Source organism: Bradyrhizobium sp. B025 (genome assembly GCF_042257955.1).
In the GTDB taxonomy this organism is placed as follows: domain Bacteria; phylum Pseudomonadota; class Alphaproteobacteria; order Rhizobiales; family Xanthobacteraceae; genus Bradyrhizobium; species Bradyrhizobium diazoefficiens.
Genome location: NZ_CP170150.1, coordinates 493,156 through 509,516, shown reverse-complemented (window position 1 = coordinate 509,516; position 16,361 = coordinate 493,156). Strand labels below are relative to the sequence as shown.

General features: G+C 57.4%; 22 protein-coding genes. 20 read left to right on the top strand and 2 right to left on the bottom strand.

Annotated features, from left to right (window positions below):
• Nucleotides 1–143: 143 nt before the first annotated feature.
• From ACE10W_RS02330 to ACE10W_RS02320, 3 genes are all read left to right on the top strand, one after another.
• Nucleotides 144–1,148 (top strand): hypothetical protein, encoded by a 1,005-nt coding sequence (locus ACE10W_RS02330; protein WP_110115895.1) that lies wholly within the window; start codon nucleotides 144–146, stop codon nucleotides 1,146–1,148.
• Between the two features lie 96 nt (nucleotides 1,149–1,244).
• Entirely contained in the window at nucleotides 1,245–1,469 is a 225-nt protein-coding gene (locus tag ACE10W_RS02325; RefSeq protein WP_110115894.1) for a hypothetical protein, read from the top strand.
• Nucleotides 1,470–1,514: 45 nt separating this feature from the next.
• Nucleotides 1,515–2,273 (top strand): hypothetical protein, encoded by a 759-nt coding sequence (locus ACE10W_RS02320; RefSeq protein WP_110115893.1) that lies wholly within the window; start codon nucleotides 1,515–1,517, stop codon nucleotides 2,271–2,273.
• Nucleotides 2,274–2,275: 2 nt separating this feature from the next.
• On the opposite strand, the gene ACE10W_RS02315 is transcribed toward ACE10W_RS02320, so the two are convergent.
• Both ACE10W_RS02315 and ACE10W_RS02310 read right to left on the bottom strand, forming a co-directional pair.
• Nucleotides 2,276–3,079: a hypothetical protein gene (locus ACE10W_RS02315; RefSeq protein WP_110115892.1), complete on the bottom strand. Its 804-nt coding sequence runs from the start codon at nucleotides 3,077–3,079 to the stop codon at nucleotides 2,276–2,278.
• Nucleotides 3,076–3,930 carry a hypothetical protein gene (locus tag ACE10W_RS02310; RefSeq protein ID WP_162603475.1) on the bottom strand — a complete coding sequence of 285 codons (855 nt, stop codon included), beginning with the start codon at nucleotides 3,928–3,930 and terminating at the stop codon, nucleotides 3,076–3,078. Before ACE10W_RS02310 ends, ACE10W_RS02315 begins: the two co-directional genes overlap by 4 nt.
• Before the next feature lie 55 nt (nucleotides 3,931–3,985).
• On the opposite strand from ACE10W_RS02310, the gene ACE10W_RS02305 reads away from it, so the two are divergent.
• From ACE10W_RS02305 to ACE10W_RS02225, 17 genes are all read left to right on the top strand, one after another.
• Nucleotides 3,986–4,768: a hypothetical protein gene (locus ACE10W_RS02305; RefSeq protein ID WP_110115890.1), complete on the top strand. Its 783-nt coding sequence runs from the start codon at nucleotides 3,986–3,988 to the stop codon at nucleotides 4,766–4,768.
• 1,065 nt (nucleotides 4,769–5,833) lie between these two features.
• The gene (locus ACE10W_RS02300) at nucleotides 5,834–6,397 is read left to right on the top strand and encodes a hypothetical protein (RefSeq protein ID WP_110115889.1); all 564 of its coding nucleotides are present in this window, start codon (nucleotides 5,834–5,836) and stop codon (nucleotides 6,395–6,397) included.
• Nucleotides 6,398–6,630: 233 nt separating this feature from the next.
• Entirely contained in the window at nucleotides 6,631–7,608 is a 978-nt protein-coding gene (locus ACE10W_RS02295; RefSeq protein WP_110115888.1) for an ABC transporter substrate-binding protein, read from the top strand.
• A gap of 510 nt (nucleotides 7,609–8,118) precedes the next feature.
• Nucleotides 8,119–8,643 (top strand): hypothetical protein, encoded by a 525-nt coding sequence (locus ACE10W_RS02290; protein WP_342714258.1) that lies wholly within the window; start codon nucleotides 8,119–8,121, stop codon nucleotides 8,641–8,643.
• 429 nt (nucleotides 8,644–9,072) lie between these two features.
• Nucleotides 9,073–9,303, top strand: a complete 231-nt coding sequence (locus ACE10W_RS02285; RefSeq protein WP_369525358.1) for a helix-turn-helix domain-containing protein — start codon at nucleotides 9,073–9,075, stop codon at nucleotides 9,301–9,303.
• On the top strand, nucleotides 9,293–9,886 hold the full coding sequence (locus ACE10W_RS02280) for a hypothetical protein (RefSeq protein ID WP_110115885.1): 594 nt from the start codon (nucleotides 9,293–9,295) through the stop codon (nucleotides 9,884–9,886). The genes ACE10W_RS02285 and ACE10W_RS02280 overlap by 11 nt, the downstream gene beginning before the upstream one ends.
• A gap of 11 nt (nucleotides 9,887–9,897) precedes the next feature.
• On the top strand, nucleotides 9,898–10,212 hold the full coding sequence (locus ACE10W_RS02275; RefSeq protein ID WP_162603474.1) for a hypothetical protein: 315 nt from the start codon (nucleotides 9,898–9,900) through the stop codon (nucleotides 10,210–10,212).
• Nucleotides 10,206–10,478 carry a cold-shock protein gene (locus ACE10W_RS02270; protein ID WP_110115883.1) on the top strand — a complete coding sequence of 91 codons (273 nt, stop codon included), beginning with the start codon at nucleotides 10,206–10,208 and terminating at the stop codon, nucleotides 10,476–10,478. The genes ACE10W_RS02275 and ACE10W_RS02270 overlap by 7 nt, the downstream gene beginning before the upstream one ends.
• Nucleotides 10,479–10,708: 230 nt before the next feature.
• Entirely contained in the window at nucleotides 10,709–10,897 is a 189-nt protein-coding gene (locus ACE10W_RS02265) for a hypothetical protein (protein WP_110115882.1), read from the top strand.
• Between the two features lie 13 nt (nucleotides 10,898–10,910).
• The gene (locus tag ACE10W_RS02260) at nucleotides 10,911–11,165 is read left to right on the top strand and encodes a hypothetical protein (protein WP_110115881.1); all 255 of its coding nucleotides are present in this window, start codon (nucleotides 10,911–10,913) and stop codon (nucleotides 11,163–11,165) included.
• Between the two features lie 105 nt (nucleotides 11,166–11,270).
• Nucleotides 11,271–11,543 carry a hypothetical protein gene (locus ACE10W_RS02255; RefSeq protein ID WP_110115880.1) on the top strand — a complete coding sequence of 91 codons (273 nt, stop codon included), beginning with the start codon at nucleotides 11,271–11,273 and terminating at the stop codon, nucleotides 11,541–11,543.
• Between the two features lie 115 nt (nucleotides 11,544–11,658).
• Entirely contained in the window at nucleotides 11,659–12,156 is a 498-nt protein-coding gene (locus ACE10W_RS02250) for a hypothetical protein (protein ID WP_110115879.1), read from the top strand.
• The gene (locus ACE10W_RS02245; protein WP_110115878.1) at nucleotides 12,153–13,049 is read left to right on the top strand and encodes a hypothetical protein; all 897 of its coding nucleotides are present in this window, start codon (nucleotides 12,153–12,155) and stop codon (nucleotides 13,047–13,049) included. The genes ACE10W_RS02250 and ACE10W_RS02245 overlap by 4 nt, the downstream gene beginning before the upstream one ends.
• A 4-nt stretch (nucleotides 13,050–13,053) precedes the next feature.
• The gene (locus ACE10W_RS02240) at nucleotides 13,054–13,521 is read left to right on the top strand and encodes a hypothetical protein (RefSeq protein ID WP_110115877.1); all 468 of its coding nucleotides are present in this window, start codon (nucleotides 13,054–13,056) and stop codon (nucleotides 13,519–13,521) included.
• A gap of 596 nt (nucleotides 13,522–14,117) precedes the next feature.
• Entirely contained in the window at nucleotides 14,118–14,597 is a 480-nt protein-coding gene (locus tag ACE10W_RS02235; RefSeq protein ID WP_110115876.1) for a hypothetical protein, read from the top strand.
• Entirely contained in the window at nucleotides 14,594–14,827 is a 234-nt protein-coding gene (locus ACE10W_RS02230) for a hypothetical protein (protein ID WP_110115875.1), read from the top strand. Before ACE10W_RS02235 ends, ACE10W_RS02230 begins: the two co-directional genes overlap by 4 nt.
• Entirely contained in the window at nucleotides 14,824–16,347 is a 1,524-nt protein-coding gene (locus ACE10W_RS02225; protein ID WP_110115874.1) for a phage/plasmid primase, P4 family, read from the top strand. The genes ACE10W_RS02230 and ACE10W_RS02225 overlap by 4 nt, the downstream gene beginning before the upstream one ends.
• The last annotated feature ends 14 nt before the right edge of the window (nucleotides 16,348–16,361 follow it).

Genomic DNA, 16,361 nt, shown 5'->3' with positions numbered 1-16,361 from the left:
GAATTTTCCTTGGTTCCCGTTACGTGGACGCAAAGCTTCACTATGAACAGTCTAAAATTAATTTGGATCGTCCGGTTCTTGCGCCTCAATTTAGGCGTGGCAGAGCTTCCGGAGAACAACGCGCCGCTTAATGGCGGCCACCGGTGAGCCTGCCTGCAAAGATCAAATCCGGCGCCAAAGACTTGGCCACCGATGCCTTCTCGGAAGGCTGGAAGTATGTGCGCAGCATTCTTCTCACTGCGGCGGGCGTTTACGCCCTATCCGCCCTGCAAAATTTCTACAATCTCGACCACGTTCCAACACACGATGAGGCGTTAGCGCTCCTCTGGAAATCGGCCAAGGGAATGCCAGCCCTTGTGCAAGATTGGCTGATATCAAGGCCCTACGATGCTGTCGTCGACCATCCTCTACTGTCGGCAGTGATCCTCGTCTTGGTTGTCGTCACAGTCGTACTCGGGTTCCTGCTATCGCGGGCTCATTCGATTTTGAACCTGCAAAGCTCCATCCTCAGTGGCGCAGATGCAAACTACGCGCTTGTAACGCAAGCCGGGATTGAAGGTCGCTTCCCGCATGCCAAGCAGAGCGAAGAGGGCGCGCCGTGGAAATCCCTCTGCGAGGAAATCCTTAGCCCTGAAAACAAATTCGTCTACATCCTCGGGGCGAATGGAATTGATACGTTCGGAAAGCCGGGTGCTCCCCTCCATGACGCTCTTCAAAGCTTCCGCGGTAACATTCGAGTAATTCTGTGCAAACCGGGCAGCAAGCAGATGAAGGGGCGAGCCGCTGCCGTTGGCATCAATTCAAATGACTATGAGAAAGCAATTAAAGAGTCAGTTAAGCGACTGAGGACGCTCCGCAACCAAGCTTATTCGGTCGAGGGCCGCTACTACGAGGGCCAGCCGAACTGGAAGCTGATCATCACAAACTCGACAGTTTGGGTTCAGTACTACTTACCAGGTGGGCCTCACGTTGATCAGACCCCGGTCTGGCTCGTGTCCGTTACGCCGAATGCGGATGGCTTCTATCACCTGTTCCATCTGGAGTTTAATCGTATCTGGGAGCGATGCGCTGCAAATCCCATCACCTTAAACCAGAGCGCAATGGCCAAGATCCCAACAGCCACCGCCAAGGTGCGCAAGCCAAAATAACACCACCGATGCTGAGTGCAGCAGCTCAAATTGACATCGCTTGACTCGGGGCCGCCGTGTTCTACGCTGGTGCTCATGGGGGAGACGGATAGAGCGGTGCGCGAGCGCCGCATTCAACAGATTGCTATCGACATCGAGCGAGAAGGCGGCGACAGCGACGCCTTCGCCGCGGAATACCTTCGCGCCATGGTCGCTCAATCGCCGCGCCAAGGTGAGCGCACTATAAGGGCGCTCGTCGATGAGATTGACGCGTGGCGAAGAGCCCGCCGCACCGCCCGGCGCCACTTTTCAAACTGGGCACCGGTCAAGCGCGCCGAGTGAGTCCGGGTTTCGCCGCGCCCAGCGCGCTACGCACCGAGGACAGGTATGTTCGAACAATTGCCAAAAGAGAAGCGGATTGACCTGGCGAAGTCGAAGATCACGCGGGTTCTAGATCACTTTCTCTATGTTCTTGAGCTGCATTCAAACAACTCATTCGTCGTCTACTCCAATACCCTTGCATCGCAAATTCCGCAGTCCTATGCGGCGAACGCCTTTGCTGTATTTCAACGCAGCATGCATCAAATAGAGATCGTACGACTCTGCGCGCTTTGGGACTCCGCCGATCCCGACAAGGAGAATATTCCAACCGTCGTTGAACTAATTGACGATGATGAAATCTTAGAAGCCTTAGCAAATGAAACGCGGAAACACTGGAGCGATATGGAAAGTCGCATCCTGAATCCATCCGACGACCCTGAGACAGCGGCAATTGTTTACGAAGCCGTCAAGCGGTCCAATCGAGAGTTCGGCGACGAACAGGCCGCAAAAGCGAAGACTGAGTTGCAAGAATCGATAACGAGTGCCCGCGAAATAATTGGTTCGACGAGACTGGCATCGGTCATGAACATCCGAGACAAGCATCTTGCGCACTCCCTCGCGACAACGCGCCGTGAGAAACGTGGTCCGGTACAGCCTATGAAGTACGGAGACGAAACGCACATTTTGGATGCTTCGATTCCGATCATAGAAAGGCTCTACTGCTGGGTTGCTGGAAAAAGTTTTTCGATCGCGAATTCACGAGAGATTGACCGCGCTAACGCCGCCGCACTTTGGAGCGGGTGCAAATTCACCGTAGCGCGATGATATTAGCCTACGGCGCCTTCAGCGCCGACCACACGGTCACGACACATTTCCAGGAATTCGCCGTAAGAAGAAGCCACTTTGGGCATCTCGAACGAAACCGGTTCCGATGCATTTGGTATATAGGTGCGTCGGTTGTTTGTGCCTTCCGCGAAGTCGCCAAGTCGACAAACAATGACGTGCATGTGAGGGCTTACGCCCTGCACCGGATGTTCACCGGTAATGAGGTCGGCCGTAGTGCCAAGCATCTGTGCCCAACTATTCTGGCCCCCGATCTCGGCGCGCAAGCTACTTGCGCCGAAACGGAAGTGTTCGCGGAACGCTCGCGTGTAGCGTTTCACGTTCGAGCCGCTACCGATATGGACGACATTCAATCCCTTGCGCATATAACCCGGGACGAAATGCGGACCCGAGAAGCGAATGAGATAGACCCGCGGTATCTCCGGGGCGCCCATGTCCTGATCAGGCGAGACGCCGACCATCAGAAACCGAACCCCCAATTTCTGCTCTGAGATGGGGCAAGATGAGAAGATTTTTCTGGCTTCCGGAGCCCAATGCTCTGCGACCCATTCGGGCTGCCACGCGACCTGATCTGGCGCCGAAGGTGGGATAAAGAGAAATTGGTGTAAACTGCTCAGCAGCCGATAGCCGATGTAAACAGACCCGGCGAAGCCCGCCGCAATGTACGGGCTGATCGGGAACGCCTTTCTAAGCATGTCCGCGGTGCTCCCGTTGGGGAAAGTAACCCGCACGTCGGAAAGCATAACGCCGTAGCCAAGCAGGGAGGAGGCGCCAATAATCCAAGTCATTTAGAATCCGATACCGCTGAGGCCGTCCGAGCGTTCCCTTGCACCTTGGGCTGGAAAAGTGCCTTAGGAAGTTGATTAGCGAGCATTGTGCCAAAGTTCGCGCATGCGAACGCGATATCATCAAAATCCCTTGCGGAAATTTTCAGGGGTTCGCCCAAACGAAAAATCAGATCGCGGGTCTCCATCCGCATTTGGATTATCGTGTCCTCCTCTGCATAAAAATTCCTATAAACCTCAACCTCGCTTCCGCTTTGCTCGACAAAGATTTTCGCTCTGGGTACGCTGATCTTGAGAATGCCGGCCGCATCGACGTCTCGTCGCCCGATGATCCCATCGCGATGCTCCAAACAATTTCGCGCGGATTGCAGTGAGCCGTAAGCCTCCGCAAACGGTACCGGCTTTTCGAGGCCGCGATTTACATGCTCCATCAGGTTTGGAAAGTTCATTGCTTGTGCTTTGGCCCGATAGGGAGCGAGTATATCCTCCAGCGTTGCGCTTGTCGGAGCCCTAATCCTTCCTTCTCTTAGCAGCGCGATGAAGAAATATGCTTCCTCTAGCGATCCCCTGACGCCGCGCATTAGATCCTGGAACGCCTTGATCAAGACCCAGCGCTCATGCGCACCTCTTCGTTCTTCGGTAGACAGCTCAGGTCCTCTGATATTGAACCGGAAGAACGCATCGCCCGGTGCGGAAGGTGGTTGAGAAAGATCAGTTTTGGACAGGGCATCGAAATAGAGATCCACGACCTCGCGGCAGATCGCTGCCGCCCGATGAGCTGGTGCCGCAACACCGTCCGCGCGAAGTGTCAATTGGATAGTGCCAGCAGTGGCGCTTTGGGGCTGTTCTGCCATATTCGGGTATCACGCTGATCTGAGTCGGAAGTTTATCACAGCTCGCGGGGCTTCTATGAGCGACTTCGCCAATTTCCGGGCCGTATACGATGAACTCACAGATGAGGTTTCTCGGTCCCGCCACCAGTTTCTTCCCGATCACTTGCGGAGCTGGTTCAGGCATCTGAAAGAGACGCCCGGCGTCAATGAGATCGTCGCGCATTTGGAGAGCGGGCTCGATTTCGACAATTGGTACGCCGAACAAAAGACGCGCCAAACCGGGGCCGGCAGCGGCACACTGCGATATCCAGCAGACCGAAAGCAGCAACTCGGCATGAAGCTGTTGCTTTTTCGGCACTTCGCAGCCGGCAAGGAGGCTGCTTGGCAGTTCGCACACGCATTCGTCTATTCGTCTAGCGATCTTAACGAGCTGACACACGGCGTGATCGAGCAAATTTTTCAACCAATGGCGCGCGAGCTGCGTCGCCACCTCGAAGCCGAGTTCGCACGTGCCGATGAGGTGCCAGCATCCGACCGTGTGGTGCGACTCGATCACAACAGCAAGAGCTACGCCGAAGCGATCGAGGCTATAACCCGGCTTGAACAAGCTGTCAGTGCGGCAAACACGTTCGATGATCCCGATGAAAAAGACCAGCGGGAGGCAGAAGTTTCAGCGGCTGGCAGGCTGATGAAGGCTGCCCAGGTACGGTTGGAGGCATTGGCCGCAGTCCTCAAACCCATACTGGTTCAATTCGCTACGAAGGTTAAAGACAACGTGATCTCAACAGCCGCCGTTACGGTGTCGGGTGCGCTGATCACTCTCTTTGGCATCGTGATGAAGAACCTGCTTGGTCTCTAGCCTTGCATCCTCAGTCTTTGCGACCTCCGCCTTTTCTTCGGAATCCGGAATCCGATTCTCGATTTTGAAATCGTCTCCTATTTTTCAGAAACGGACTTTCAAGCGGAATAGCGATTGTGTCCGAAGGCCCATAGCGGTTTCCGGAGAGCCCTTTCAATTGGGTCCCACCCGGTAGCTCGATCCACCCACTTCCGCCATTCCGAATTCGCCCCGGAGGCTGGCCACCTCGGCCGGCACGCGGAGCGAGGTCGCTGTTCGTTCGCGTCAACGCTTCCTTCACCATGATCTTGCCCAAGCCGAGAGCAACGGGGCCGATCGTGGTTAAGCGGTTTCGCATAGCACCCGTTATGGAATCTTTTCGGGGTCGCGCAAGCCGCGTGCCAGCCTGTTTGCTGGGCAAATGCATGGCTCCGCCGAAACCGCCCGAGTCATGCGCTCAGCACATTAGGGAATCGTTAACGCTCGCGCGGGTTGCGGTTGTATGTACACGAACGATCTCGGCTCACTTCGACAATCCCGAAGCGCGAGCAGTCGTTCGGATCATCCGAAGCGCCGCTTTTGATTAAAATTGTCCGAAGACCAAGCTCGGCCGTTGACCCTGAGAATCACCGTGAACGGCAGAAACCACTACCAATTGACGCAATTTCGGAACATCACACCAGATATTGTGTCAGATGCGATAAAGGTTAATAAAAACGGTTAACGCCCCCGATTTTGGTCCCGATCGGCAGCGAACTGGAGCATTAAATCAAAACCGGCGACTCCATATCGTCCACCCCCAAGCCAATTCACCGCGCTCGCGAGACGAAGGCGTTTTGATTAAATGGGAAAAACCCTTATCGAGTGAGGTAAGTAGGGCATCTAGACTAAGCTACGCGTACGCGTGTGAAATACATGTCTACATGGGCTCAAATGCCCTACTTGCCTTTCTCACCCTCCCTCCGGCATTTAATCAAAACTCAATAGCTTGCGCGCTGTCACCGGCCGGATAGGCTGGCCGCCTCCATGGCCCAGAAGCGACCAGCCCCACTCCTCTCCGGCGGTGACCGCCATGCTGGAGGTCGAGTGCTCGCCTTGATCTTTATGGCGCAAGACGCCATCCGATTGGAGATGGGAATGAAGGTGCCTGCGTCTATCCCAGTTATTATGGCAGCTGTTGTTGTAGTGATAGGCTTAGAGCCGATCCGCGCCGAGACGCCTAACCAGCTACTCCAGCTCTCCCTCGCGACGTTGCGCGTCCCGGAGCTTGATATCGCGTTTAGGCTTCACCCCGAGATTTGCTCGATCGGAAGAAATCCAAATCAACAATGGAGCGTCGCCTGTGAAGGCGTTCCGCTTCATTTCTATCGGCAGATATCTCTTTGCGATCCGGGGCCTCCCAAGCAGTGTGGGCCGCCACCCTCCACATACACCGATTGCCGAAGTTTCTATTGGGACATAGATGAACGCGGCAACCCGACCGGGTGGTTCGGTGGTCATCGGTTCGAATCTGTCGCGGCCGACTGCATGCCGAAGGGCACGATGACCTCGGATCGGGCCGATATGGCTAGGGTCGGCATTGCCCCTGTGCCTGAAGAAATACTGGACTACTGGGGCACGTACACAGGTAAGCCACGACTCATGAAGTGAGTGCGCCTACTTATCTGGCCCATCTCTTCTGTTGACGCGGTGCAGCTACATGTCGGCTCGTTGGGGCAGACCGGAAGTTTGCAGCCCAGCGTCAAACCAACGCTTTTGACCCAGAGCGGGCCCTCACGGTTGACCACCTCTCTCGCTGCGACCTTGTTTCACGGGTCACGGGTGGGGACAAGCGTGTATCGTGCCGTTGCACAGGCGCAACGCACTTTTAAGAGGAGCGTCGCATGATCGATAGACGAGGCCTCGTTGCAAGCGGGATTATCACTGTGCTCGCGCCGCGATCGGTTAAGGCGCAGAGACCAGGAAAAGTATGGCGAGTGGTTTTCTTTTCGGTTGCGGCGGGTCCGAACCCTCTTGCTGATTCCTTCAGGCGAGGATTGAAGGAGTTAGGTTATAGTGAGGGGCGCGACATCTCGATCCAGTACCGTTGGATGGCTGGTCATGAGAGCCAATATGACGATGTGGCGCGGGAGTTGGTCCAGAGTGAGCCGGACGTGATTGTCACGGCTGGCCATCCGCCAGCTGTTGCTATCAAGAAGGCTACAGCACAGATACCAATCGTCGCGCTTGCCGTCGTTAATCCCGTAGGAGGTGGCCTCGCTGCCAGCATCTCTCATCCCGGTGGCAACTTGACTGGATTTTCTTTGGAGGTCACGCCGGAAACAAACGCCAAAATGCTCGAGCTTCTGCACGAAGCAGCCCCTAAATTCACTCGAATTGGCGCACTTTGGAATTCTGCGAATCCCGGCAGCCGTTTCTACCTCGATGCGGTGAAGCAGGCAGCACAATCGCAAAAGCTTACTCTCAACGCTTACGATGTGCGGCGAGCCGAGGACATCGACACTGTGTTCCGTTCACTTCGCGGAAACGTCGAGGGGCTCATTGTTTTTCCAGAGGGGCTCCTATGGACGTATCGGCGTAATATCGTTGATGCTGCGCGGGAGGCACAACTAGCGACGATTTTTGGTTATCGCGATGCGGCCGAAATGGGAGCACTGATGAGCTACGGCCCTGATCTCGTTGATCTCTTCAGGAGAGGCGCAGCATACGTCGACAAGATCATCAAAGGCGTCAAACCTGCCGAGCTTCCGATTCAACAGCCGGCAAAGTTCGAGTTGGTGATTAATGTCAAGACGGCCAATGCCTTGAACATCGGGGTACCGCCAACGTTGCTCGCCCGCGCGGATCAGGTGATTGAATAAACGTATTAGTCGTCCCGGCGCACTAGTCCGCTTGACTTTCGGTGTTGAGCGGATTTGCTCTGAGTGCTATCTTTTAATGGCATCATTCCTCTTAGGTCTGATGGGGCAGGCGATCACAGGTTTACGGACTGCCGCCTGCCATTTTGGAAATTGAAATACTTGAGCCATAGGCCCCGCCTCCGGACCCATTTCAAGGGCGGCCGGGGAATGTTCATGGACGTCGTTCCCCTCCGTTCTTCCCCATGACTCGGAGGCGGGCCTTTTTCTGTCAAGCGTTACTGAAAAGCGATTTTTGTCATGTCTATTCAGACAAGCCGAGCCGCTCGCAAGGCAGGCAGCGATCCTCCAATTGTAGGACGAACGGGTCATTATTTCATTATACCCGTGCTATGTGCAGCTTTCGTCCATCATTGCGCGAATCCCGCGTCGGCTCAATGCGCAGCCCGCGACGTCTTGCAGAACCAGCTAAAGCTTAAGACGCGCTCAGCCCCAGCGTCCCAACATCTTATCGTGTCCGCTCGCGATGTTGCGACATGGAAGACGATTACAATAGGCACCTTCGCCAACCCTCTTACGCTACGCAACGAGCTGGATAGTAAGGGCTGCAATGTCGGAGGTCAGGCTGCTGAAATCCTTGCTCGACCGACGTTCACCGTTGGCTCTCAGAAGACAGATGTGGAGCTTGCCAATGTATCGCCAGCCGAGCTTGGGTTCACGTCCGATAGCGTGACCTTGGCTGACGTTTACGCACGCGCCCAACAGCGCGGCCTTAAACTTGCTGCGGCCGAAGTGGGCCCTCAATTGCGTGTCCAATATTTCGACCAGCCCATGGGCGAATTTCTCATCATCGGAATGGAGCCGATCAAGACGTGGAGTGGCGAGCCGATTATTCTGAATGTGGCAAACGGCGGCGCCGGATTGATCCTAATCGGTCAGGACGGTCGAGCGGAAGCGGACATACCCGTGACATCTCGTTTCATTTTCGCCCGATCCCGTCAACCCGCAGCTAGCACCGAACTCGTCAGATCAAGGTAGCGGGATTTCCGCCGTGAACGGACTGACGTGTTAGCCTCCAATGACGGCTTGTGGCCCTTAGCGGCCATAACCGAACCGTTTCTCCATGTCGGCTTTGATGCGGAACGGACTTAAGACCCACATGAAAGCGAGCGGGATCAGCACGTGGCGGCGGCGATACTCCCATGTGCATTGGTGACGGATCGAGACGCCGAAAGCCTCGCGCCTACTCATTCGTTCGCGATCGAACGCCGCCTACGGGGAACGGGCGAGCTTAATGGCTCACCAGGACGCGGCGACCAGCGGTCGGCAGAAATGCCCGCCGTTTTTGTTTGGATTCCTCGTAAATCATAGGCGATAGCGAAATGCAGATTGCGTGCAGAACATGCGTTCTCGCCGAACGGAAAACGCTAGTTGTCGGGCGAGTCTCGCAGCCTTATCCTATTAGGCATGAAAATCGATCCTCAAAACTTGCCGATCGTCGCTGTGAGTTCGGTGCAGGCCGCAAAACTCCTCAGCGTTGATGCGCGTCACGTAGCCAACGCTGTGAGATCAGGCGAGCTGCCGGCACATCAGCGCGGGCAGGCCGTGCGCATCACGTTGCGAGAGCTGGAGCGATGGGTCGAAAGCTGGCCTCAGCCGAAGCGCCGAGCACGAAAGGAAATTTCCGATGCCCGTTGAATTCGAATATCGCGATCCGTCGCTCACCATCGAAGAGCTGGCCGTTAAGGCTGGTTGCCAGCCCTCCGCCGTTCGCGAAGCCATCGAGCTATACGGGCCGCAGTTCAAAAACATGGACGGCGAATTGCTCTACCGCGGCTCGCAGTCTCAGTTCGCAGGGATGACGATTGAGGAATGGTGCGCGACGACACATCTTAAAGAGATCAAGCCACACTGGTTCTTCGCTGACGAAATTCAGTCGCTCGAAGAGGCTGCGTTCGGCGGCCCGAAGAACAAACCCAACCTCGCGGCGCGCGGCCAGTTGGTCCGCGAGGTCGGACAGGCGCTGTACGACGATCTCATGCGACGCTGGGGCGCCAGCCATACCACCAACGGAGTGCGGCCCGGTCCAGAGCCGAAGAAAGACGAGAAACCTCGCTCACCCGAAAGCAAAGCAACACAGAACAATCCGTGGAGCGCTTCCAACTGGAACATCACGCGTCAAGGTGAAATTGTGAAGGCGCTCGGCCTCGCGAAGGCCCAAGGCATCGCCAAGGCTGCGGGCTCCTATATCGGCGCAACGAAGCCTGCCACGGCGCACTAGGAGTTCATCCGATGGCGGTTCGCAAAACAACCCTGCTCAACGGTGCTCCAAAACGCCCTCACACCAATGGCCCGCACCCCGGCATGACGCATCAGGCTGTCGTCGCCGGCCAGAACGTCACCGTGCGCGGAGCTTCACCAACGCAGGTCGGTAATATACTCCGCGGCGATCAGGTGCATCAACCATCGCGCGGGAAGGCTCTCGATCAGGTCGGCGTCAATCCCGGGACGCGCTCGCGCCGTAACGATTCCTCGGCCGGCATCGTCATGCCGGCCGCCATGGTCAACCGCGCCGCACCGGGCGCGGTGAGGTCACGGCGATGTTAGCAACGGTCGTCACATGGTTTGACGATCACTCGTTTGGCTTCGCAAAGCCGGACACATTGACCTTTGACGTGTTCCTACACAGGAGTTCACTGCTCGATGCGGCCGATCACGATCGCCTTCACGTCGGTCAGCGCATATCGCTTGATCTCGCTCCTGCCGCGAAGCGCGGGATGAAGCCGAGAGCGGCTCGCGTCACGATCTTAGGTGACGCGGCGATCTTAGAACCGCGGTCGCGACCGACGAAGGCGAAACGTTTGAAGAATTGATCTGCTGCCGAACTGCGGCGTGGATCATTGGCTGATCAGAAGTTGCCCCTGCCAACTTTCTGGCCGGCCGCCCCACCGGGCTGGCGGCAAGGCCTGCAAGCTGGTCCGGTGAGAATTGAAAACCGATTGTTCGAACTGCGAACAATCGGGTCTTCGGTCCCGCGTACGGCGTCGGGGGCGAGGTTCAGGCCGGTCCGAGCTGTCCGGCCTCGAAATAGGGAGCGCTCGTTATGAGCCACAAGCAAAATCCACCGCGGCAGGATCGCCGCAGCATCGGCCGGGCGGTGGTTCGCAAACATGAAGCGCCTAGCGTTGGCTCGGAGACCGCGGCGCCGGGCTTCTTCAACCCGGACATGGCGCGCGGCAAACGCCAACGCGCCGCGCTTGAAGCAGCAATGTACTCAGCGCGCAACAAATAGAGGAGTCACGCCAATGGCTAAGCTCACGCTTAACGGGTACGGGCACAATCAAGCCGCCTTACCGTCTTCGCTCACGCACGGCGAAGACGTCGAGAAGAGTCCCTATGCTCCGCCGCTCAGCGATGCGCACGAGAGCGTTGTCGCCAACGGGGTCGCATCGAATCCGCAGGTGCGCAAGATTGATCCGAGACCGGAAGTCGCTGCTGGCTACGGCATGCGTGACCGCCGCGCCGACGCGGTGAAGATTCCGCCAAAGACCTCGCGATAATTTCAGCTTCGGCGATCATTACCCCATGGTGATCGTCGATCGGGCGCCCGTCGATGGACCTCTGCTCCACGGCGGCCGCCCGGCCCCTCTCAGAAGGAATGCCCCATGTTTTCCATCTTCGATGCCAGCGGCTCACGAGTCCGCCGCGATATCACCGCCGACGAATTGAATTCGCTTCAGGAAGCCGAGAAGGAAGTCGCCCCTCGTTACATCGCGGCGGCTCTCGACGCTGAGGAAGCGACCGACGAGTTGCACGAAGCCGAACGTAAGCTTCGTCGACTTCAAGCTTTAGAAGATGCCGCGATTACAGCCTCCCAATCGGACCCGGTGCAGGATCGCATCGACGCGCTGAAAGCGGTGATCGCCGCAAACCAATAGGTTCGGTGGTCCCCCAATTGCGCCGGTCTTCAAGCAGCCGGTGCAAAACGTGAGGCGGTCGGGTTGAGTTTGGGTCTCGCATCCGGCCGCCTCACTCACTCTCGGAGCAATTCTCATGTCTGATCTCGATCTCTCCAAGCTCAATGATAAGAATCCCTCGCACTGGGTTGACTCGGGCGAGCCCTCGCTCGCAGCGGTGAAAGCCTTAAACCCGGGCCGCACGGTCACGCGGGAAGAGGTGCGAGCCACCGGTCGCATGCGGAATAGGGCTCCGGCTGCAAGGCCCGTCGTGAACCACGCGCTCCTCATCGCGGAGGCCGCACTCGCTGTGCAACAGCAAATCCAGAAGATCGCCAAGCTTAAGGCGAAGGTGAAAGAAAGGAACGCCGCGTTCGCAGCAGTGCATGCCGAGCTGATGCGCGTTACACCACCGCCCTCAGTTGAGGATGTCATCCGCGAGCACCTTCGTCGGACCGCTGAGCACGCTGCGGGCGGCAACGTTGCTGCGCCTGTCGAACCGGTCTTCCGATCGAAGCTTGACGCTGTGATGTCCGGCGCCCCGCGCCGTGGCGCTCGCGATAGTAATGCGCGGCGGATTCGGAGCCTTCTATGAAACGCGATAAGGCACTGCTGCAACAGCTTGTCGATACAATCGCCGAGACGGGAACGATTAACAGTGCCTGTCGTATGCACGACGTGAGCAACGGCGCATTCTTCAATTGGTGCAAGCAATCCGCGACGGACGGCGGAGAACAATTCACAGTCGAGATCGGCGAGGAGCCGATGCTCTTCCACGAAGCCGTCAAGATGGCTCAGCGACAAGTGTCATTTGACATACTGGAGAATTTTCGTCTTCGACTTCTCAGGGGCACGGACGAGATTGCCAGATTCCAAGGGCGAACGGTCTATAAACGCGATCCCGCTCTAGATCATCTGTCCGATCAGGATTTGGAAGACCTCGGCATCACGACGCGCTATCTCCGCGACGCCAATGGCGAGTTCATTCCGGAGATGATCCATCACGAGCCCAGCGTGCAGGGCGTGCTCGCCTTTTTGTCTTCGGAATTTCCGAGCCGGTGGGGCAATAAACAGACGATTGAGGTCAACAGTCGGTCGTCGGGCGTGCAGGTCGTCAAGCATCAGTTCGCGCCGAAGCCATCTCCCGTGCAAGAGATCGCGCCCGTTGCCGCGATCGAGGCGCCTGTCATTGATGTCGAGCCGGAGGACCTTGCCGACCTACTCGGCGAGGCGCCGATGTCCGCAGAGCCCATCACACCGCCGCCGCCTGTTGAGCCTGCGGCTGCAACACCTTCGCCGGCCGAACCTGCGAAGCCTCTGTCCGATCTTCAGCGCGATTTGCTGGATCGGCTAGCGCGACGTCCGGGCACTGATCGTGCGCCCGCCGTTGCGATGCCGAACGTTGGAAGGCCGGAGGCTGATGATCTCGATCCTAGACGCACAGGCCCAGGGTCTGCCCCGCCTGCTAACGCAATCAAGATGATCTAGGCCGATGTCCGATATTTTCGACGACCTGATTAGCGGAAGCGCGGACGAAGGCCCACTCGGCAATGCCGTGTCCGCGGCATTGCCATCCGTTTGTGTGCTCATGGTCCCGGAGAAGGCGCCAACCGGGCACTGCATGCACGTCGAAGAGATGGTTTATCAGCGCACCGCCGGCATCCCCCAAGTGATCTTCGAGGCCGTTGACCCGGACATAGGCGAGGTCGTCTTCGAAAACGAGCCAGAGTTTCGACTTGCGATGGATTCGCTTACGCCCGTCAGCGTTGACGCCGCGTTGGCATGGTGTCGCGGACGCATCGGCGCCGTCTTTGATGCGCACCGCGTCGAGCTGGAGGAAGCTTACTTTGCCGCTTTGGAGAGCACTGGACCAACGCGACGGGCCCCCGGCGCCGATGCAGTGCAGCCGCGCGCCCGCATGCCGCACAGTACCGGCCGGGAAGGCAGAGGCCGGAAATGAGCGGCGCATACGAGACGGTCAAATCTGCTCAATCTACCGGTATCGTGCCCGCTGGAGCACAGTGGCGGCCCACACGCGGGCTCCCTGGATTCGTCCGCGGCCCTCGCCCGCTGTCTGACACCGGGCCGCCGTAAGGCTTCTCCACGAGTCTGAAAACGGCTCTGAGAGGTCGTCTCGGGAGATTAACCTCGGGAATAACTTTAAAAAGAGTTCCTGCACGGTTGAAAAATAATCCGAACGAACCTTAGGGGCCGTTGTGCTATTATTAGATCACTGATCGCTGAAGCCGGACATGGGTCCGTGCGCGCCGCTTTTCCGCGACTAGGGACAGATCAGTCTCTCAATGACATCCCTGAAATCGAAAAGGCCGCCGGGGCTCGACATCCCGACGACCTTTGAAAAAGTGCACGACGACCTTGCCGGGTCTCGGGCGCGACAGACGCGAAGTGACCGCATCCATGTCTTCCAACTACAAAACCTCAGAATCAGCGTCAACGACGAACACTGCGAAGTTCGAAAAATCTTCGCGGTGCGCTTTCGCGTGCGCGCATCTCAACCTCGCCGACCCCCGCGGCACAGCATCAAAGGGGACCATTATGGCAAGTCCAAAACTTCTCGCAGGGCTCGCCGCCGAGCTTGACGATCTCGAAGATAGAATCGATGCAGGCGATACGAAGTCGGTTACGAGCCTGATGCGTCATCGTGCGAGCAAAGAATATTTCGGGGCGCTCCGAGACCGAAGCTTCAAAGACCTAAGACGCGTCGAGGACGGTCCTTATAGTGTAGGGCGCTACGGCGCCGCGCATCGTCTCGCCGCCAAGGCAAGAGACCATCTCGCGACGATCGAAGAACTCCATGATCTCGGCGTATGCTCGGCGCGTGAGCGCTGCGAAGCTACCGCAGCCGAAGAGCGCGCGGGTATGATCCTTCAGGCGCTCATCGACAAGCGCGCATGGCTTCAGGACAGCAAAGGCCACCGCGGCAGGCAGCGCCTCGTGTCAGACGGCTGTGTCCACACAGGTCGATATAAGAATGACGACGGCGTTCGAATCCCTATCGTGAGGGTCGTGCGATGAGCACATTCACTGACTTCATGCAAACCCGCAACATCACTAACTCGGCGCGCGGCGCCTTCCTCGCCGAGATGAAGACCCTGATCAATGCTGGAGCCTTTCCGCCGGTGCAACAGTGGGCGGAGTTGTATCGGTTTCTCAATCGCCGCCGCGCTTCCGATGAAACCATCACGCTCGCCCGCCAGCTTTGGCGAGAGTACCGCAAGCTAGAAACAGCCAGAGTTGCCGCATGACCGTGCCCCCCGAGCGAATTATTATCCAGCCCTACGATCCCGGAAGCACGGCGAAGCTGTTCCGGGAGATGCGTCGGCGCACTCTGATCAACCATCAGGACGAGTGGTTGATTTGGAACGGCGCGGCTTATGCGTCGGTCGTCGACGATACGATCAGGTCCGAGGTCCGGACCTTTCTCGAAGCTTGTTATGTAAAGGGCATCCAAGAAGTGCGTGGTGAGATGGTGGAGAAGCTTGCGCCTTTTCATCCAAAGCGGAACGATGTCGACGAGGTCTATAGAGCACTCAAGGATAATTTCCACGTCCCGCCCGCAACGATGGAGCCGCCCTGCTGGCTTGATGGTACGGACCAGCAATATGCCGGCCTCGATCCGCGCAATCTGATCTCGTGCAGAAACGGCCTCGTCGATATCTCAACGCGCGAGCTGTACCCGGCGACGCCGCAATTCTTCACACGAACAAGCCTCGACATCCAGTTCAACCCGGATGCTTCGCGGCCGGATCGCTTCCTTCGCTTTCTCGCCGAAGTTACTGCCGAACGTCAGACACTAATCAACCTGTTGCAAGAGATGACCGGCTACCTCGTTAGCGGTGACACCTCACTGCAAAAGGTCTTCTTCTTCCGAGGCAAGCGCCGCGCCGGTAAGGGCACGATCCTCCGCACGTTGGAGGAGCTGATCGGCAAGAAAAACATCGCCACTCCAACCATTCGCAATCTGCCTAGTCAGTTTGGGATGCAAAGCCTGATTGGGAAGCCACTCGCCGCCATCAGCGACATGAACTGCGACAGCGCCAATGCGCTGAGCGAAGCCGGCAGCGTGATCAACGGCATCTCCGGCGAAGATACGCAAACGATTCCGCGAAAGTTCCATACCGATTGGATCGGCAGGCTGGGGGCGCGCTTTCTCCTGATCAGCAACCGCATGCCTAACTTCGGAACAAACACTGATGCGTTGGCCGCGAGGCTGCTGATCATCCCGTTTGACGTCTCATTCGAAGGCCGCGAGGACTTCGACCTAGACAGCAAGCTTCACGCTGAGCTTTCCGGCATTTTGAATTGGGCGCTTGACGGGTTGGACACACTCAAGCGCCGCGGGCGCTTCGTCGAGCCGGAAGACAGCAAAGTTTCGAAGCGCAATCTCCTGCTCCAATCTAACCCCGTGCACGGCTTCGTCGCCGAATGCTGCACGGTGGAAGCAGGAGCAGAAACAGATAAGGATGTCTTGTACGACGCATTCAAAACGTTCTGCCGTCAAAGCGGATTCAACGTCACGAAGACGAAACCAAAATTCTGCCAAGACCTCTACGATCTCTTCAACCTCGATGATCGTCGGCGCAACACTGATGACGGTCAAGAACCAGTCTTCACGGGCATTCGGTTGAGCGACGAACTTCTGCCGGATTACTTCATAATCGACCGTGACCTTATCGAGCTGGGCCTTGGACCCTGCCATTCATTGAAGCTCGACAAGAGGGGCTGGCCCATAGCTCGCGCTGAAGGTGGCTCTGATTTCCCGTAGGGATGCGCTGCCAG

Coding starts and splice junctions, on each gene's coding strand:
- ACE10W_RS02320 (WP_110115893.1), top strand. CDS start 1,515: ATGTTCGAACAATTGCCAAAAGAGAAGCGGATTGACCTGGCGAAGTCG.
- ACE10W_RS02315 (WP_110115892.1), bottom strand. CDS start 3,079: ATGACTTGGATTATTGGCGCCTCCTCCCTGCTTGGCTACGGCGTTATG.
- ACE10W_RS02310 (WP_162603475.1), bottom strand. CDS start 3,930: ATGGCAGAACAGCCCCAAAGCGCCACTGCTGGCACTATCCAATTGACA.
- ACE10W_RS02305 (WP_110115890.1), top strand. CDS start 3,986: ATGAGCGACTTCGCCAATTTCCGGGCCGTATACGATGAACTCACAGAT.
- ACE10W_RS02295 (WP_110115888.1), top strand. CDS start 6,631: ATGATCGATAGACGAGGCCTCGTTGCAAGCGGGATTATCACTGTGCTC.
- ACE10W_RS02285 (WP_369525358.1), top strand. CDS start 9,073: ATGAAAATCGATCCTCAAAACTTGCCGATCGTCGCTGTGAGTTCGGTG.
- ACE10W_RS02280 (WP_110115885.1), top strand. CDS start 9,293: ATGCCCGTTGAATTCGAATATCGCGATCCGTCGCTCACCATCGAAGAG.
- ACE10W_RS02275 (WP_162603474.1), top strand. CDS start 9,898: ATGGCGGTTCGCAAAACAACCCTGCTCAACGGTGCTCCAAAACGCCCT.
- ACE10W_RS02270 (WP_110115883.1), top strand. CDS start 10,206: ATGTTAGCAACGGTCGTCACATGGTTTGACGATCACTCGTTTGGCTTC.
- ACE10W_RS02265 (WP_110115882.1), top strand. CDS start 10,709: ATGAGCCACAAGCAAAATCCACCGCGGCAGGATCGCCGCAGCATCGGC.
- ACE10W_RS02260 (WP_110115881.1), top strand. CDS start 10,911: ATGGCTAAGCTCACGCTTAACGGGTACGGGCACAATCAAGCCGCCTTA.
- ACE10W_RS02255 (WP_110115880.1), top strand. CDS start 11,271: ATGTTTTCCATCTTCGATGCCAGCGGCTCACGAGTCCGCCGCGATATC.
- ACE10W_RS02250 (WP_110115879.1), top strand. CDS start 11,659: ATGTCTGATCTCGATCTCTCCAAGCTCAATGATAAGAATCCCTCGCAC.
- ACE10W_RS02245 (WP_110115878.1), top strand. CDS start 12,153: ATGAAACGCGATAAGGCACTGCTGCAACAGCTTGTCGATACAATCGCC.
- ACE10W_RS02240 (WP_110115877.1), top strand. CDS start 13,054: ATGTCCGATATTTTCGACGACCTGATTAGCGGAAGCGCGGACGAAGGC.
- ACE10W_RS02235 (WP_110115876.1), top strand. CDS start 14,118: ATGGCAAGTCCAAAACTTCTCGCAGGGCTCGCCGCCGAGCTTGACGAT.
- ACE10W_RS02230 (WP_110115875.1), top strand. CDS start 14,594: ATGAGCACATTCACTGACTTCATGCAAACCCGCAACATCACTAACTCG.
- ACE10W_RS02225 (WP_110115874.1), top strand. CDS start 14,824: ATGACCGTGCCCCCCGAGCGAATTATTATCCAGCCCTACGATCCCGGA.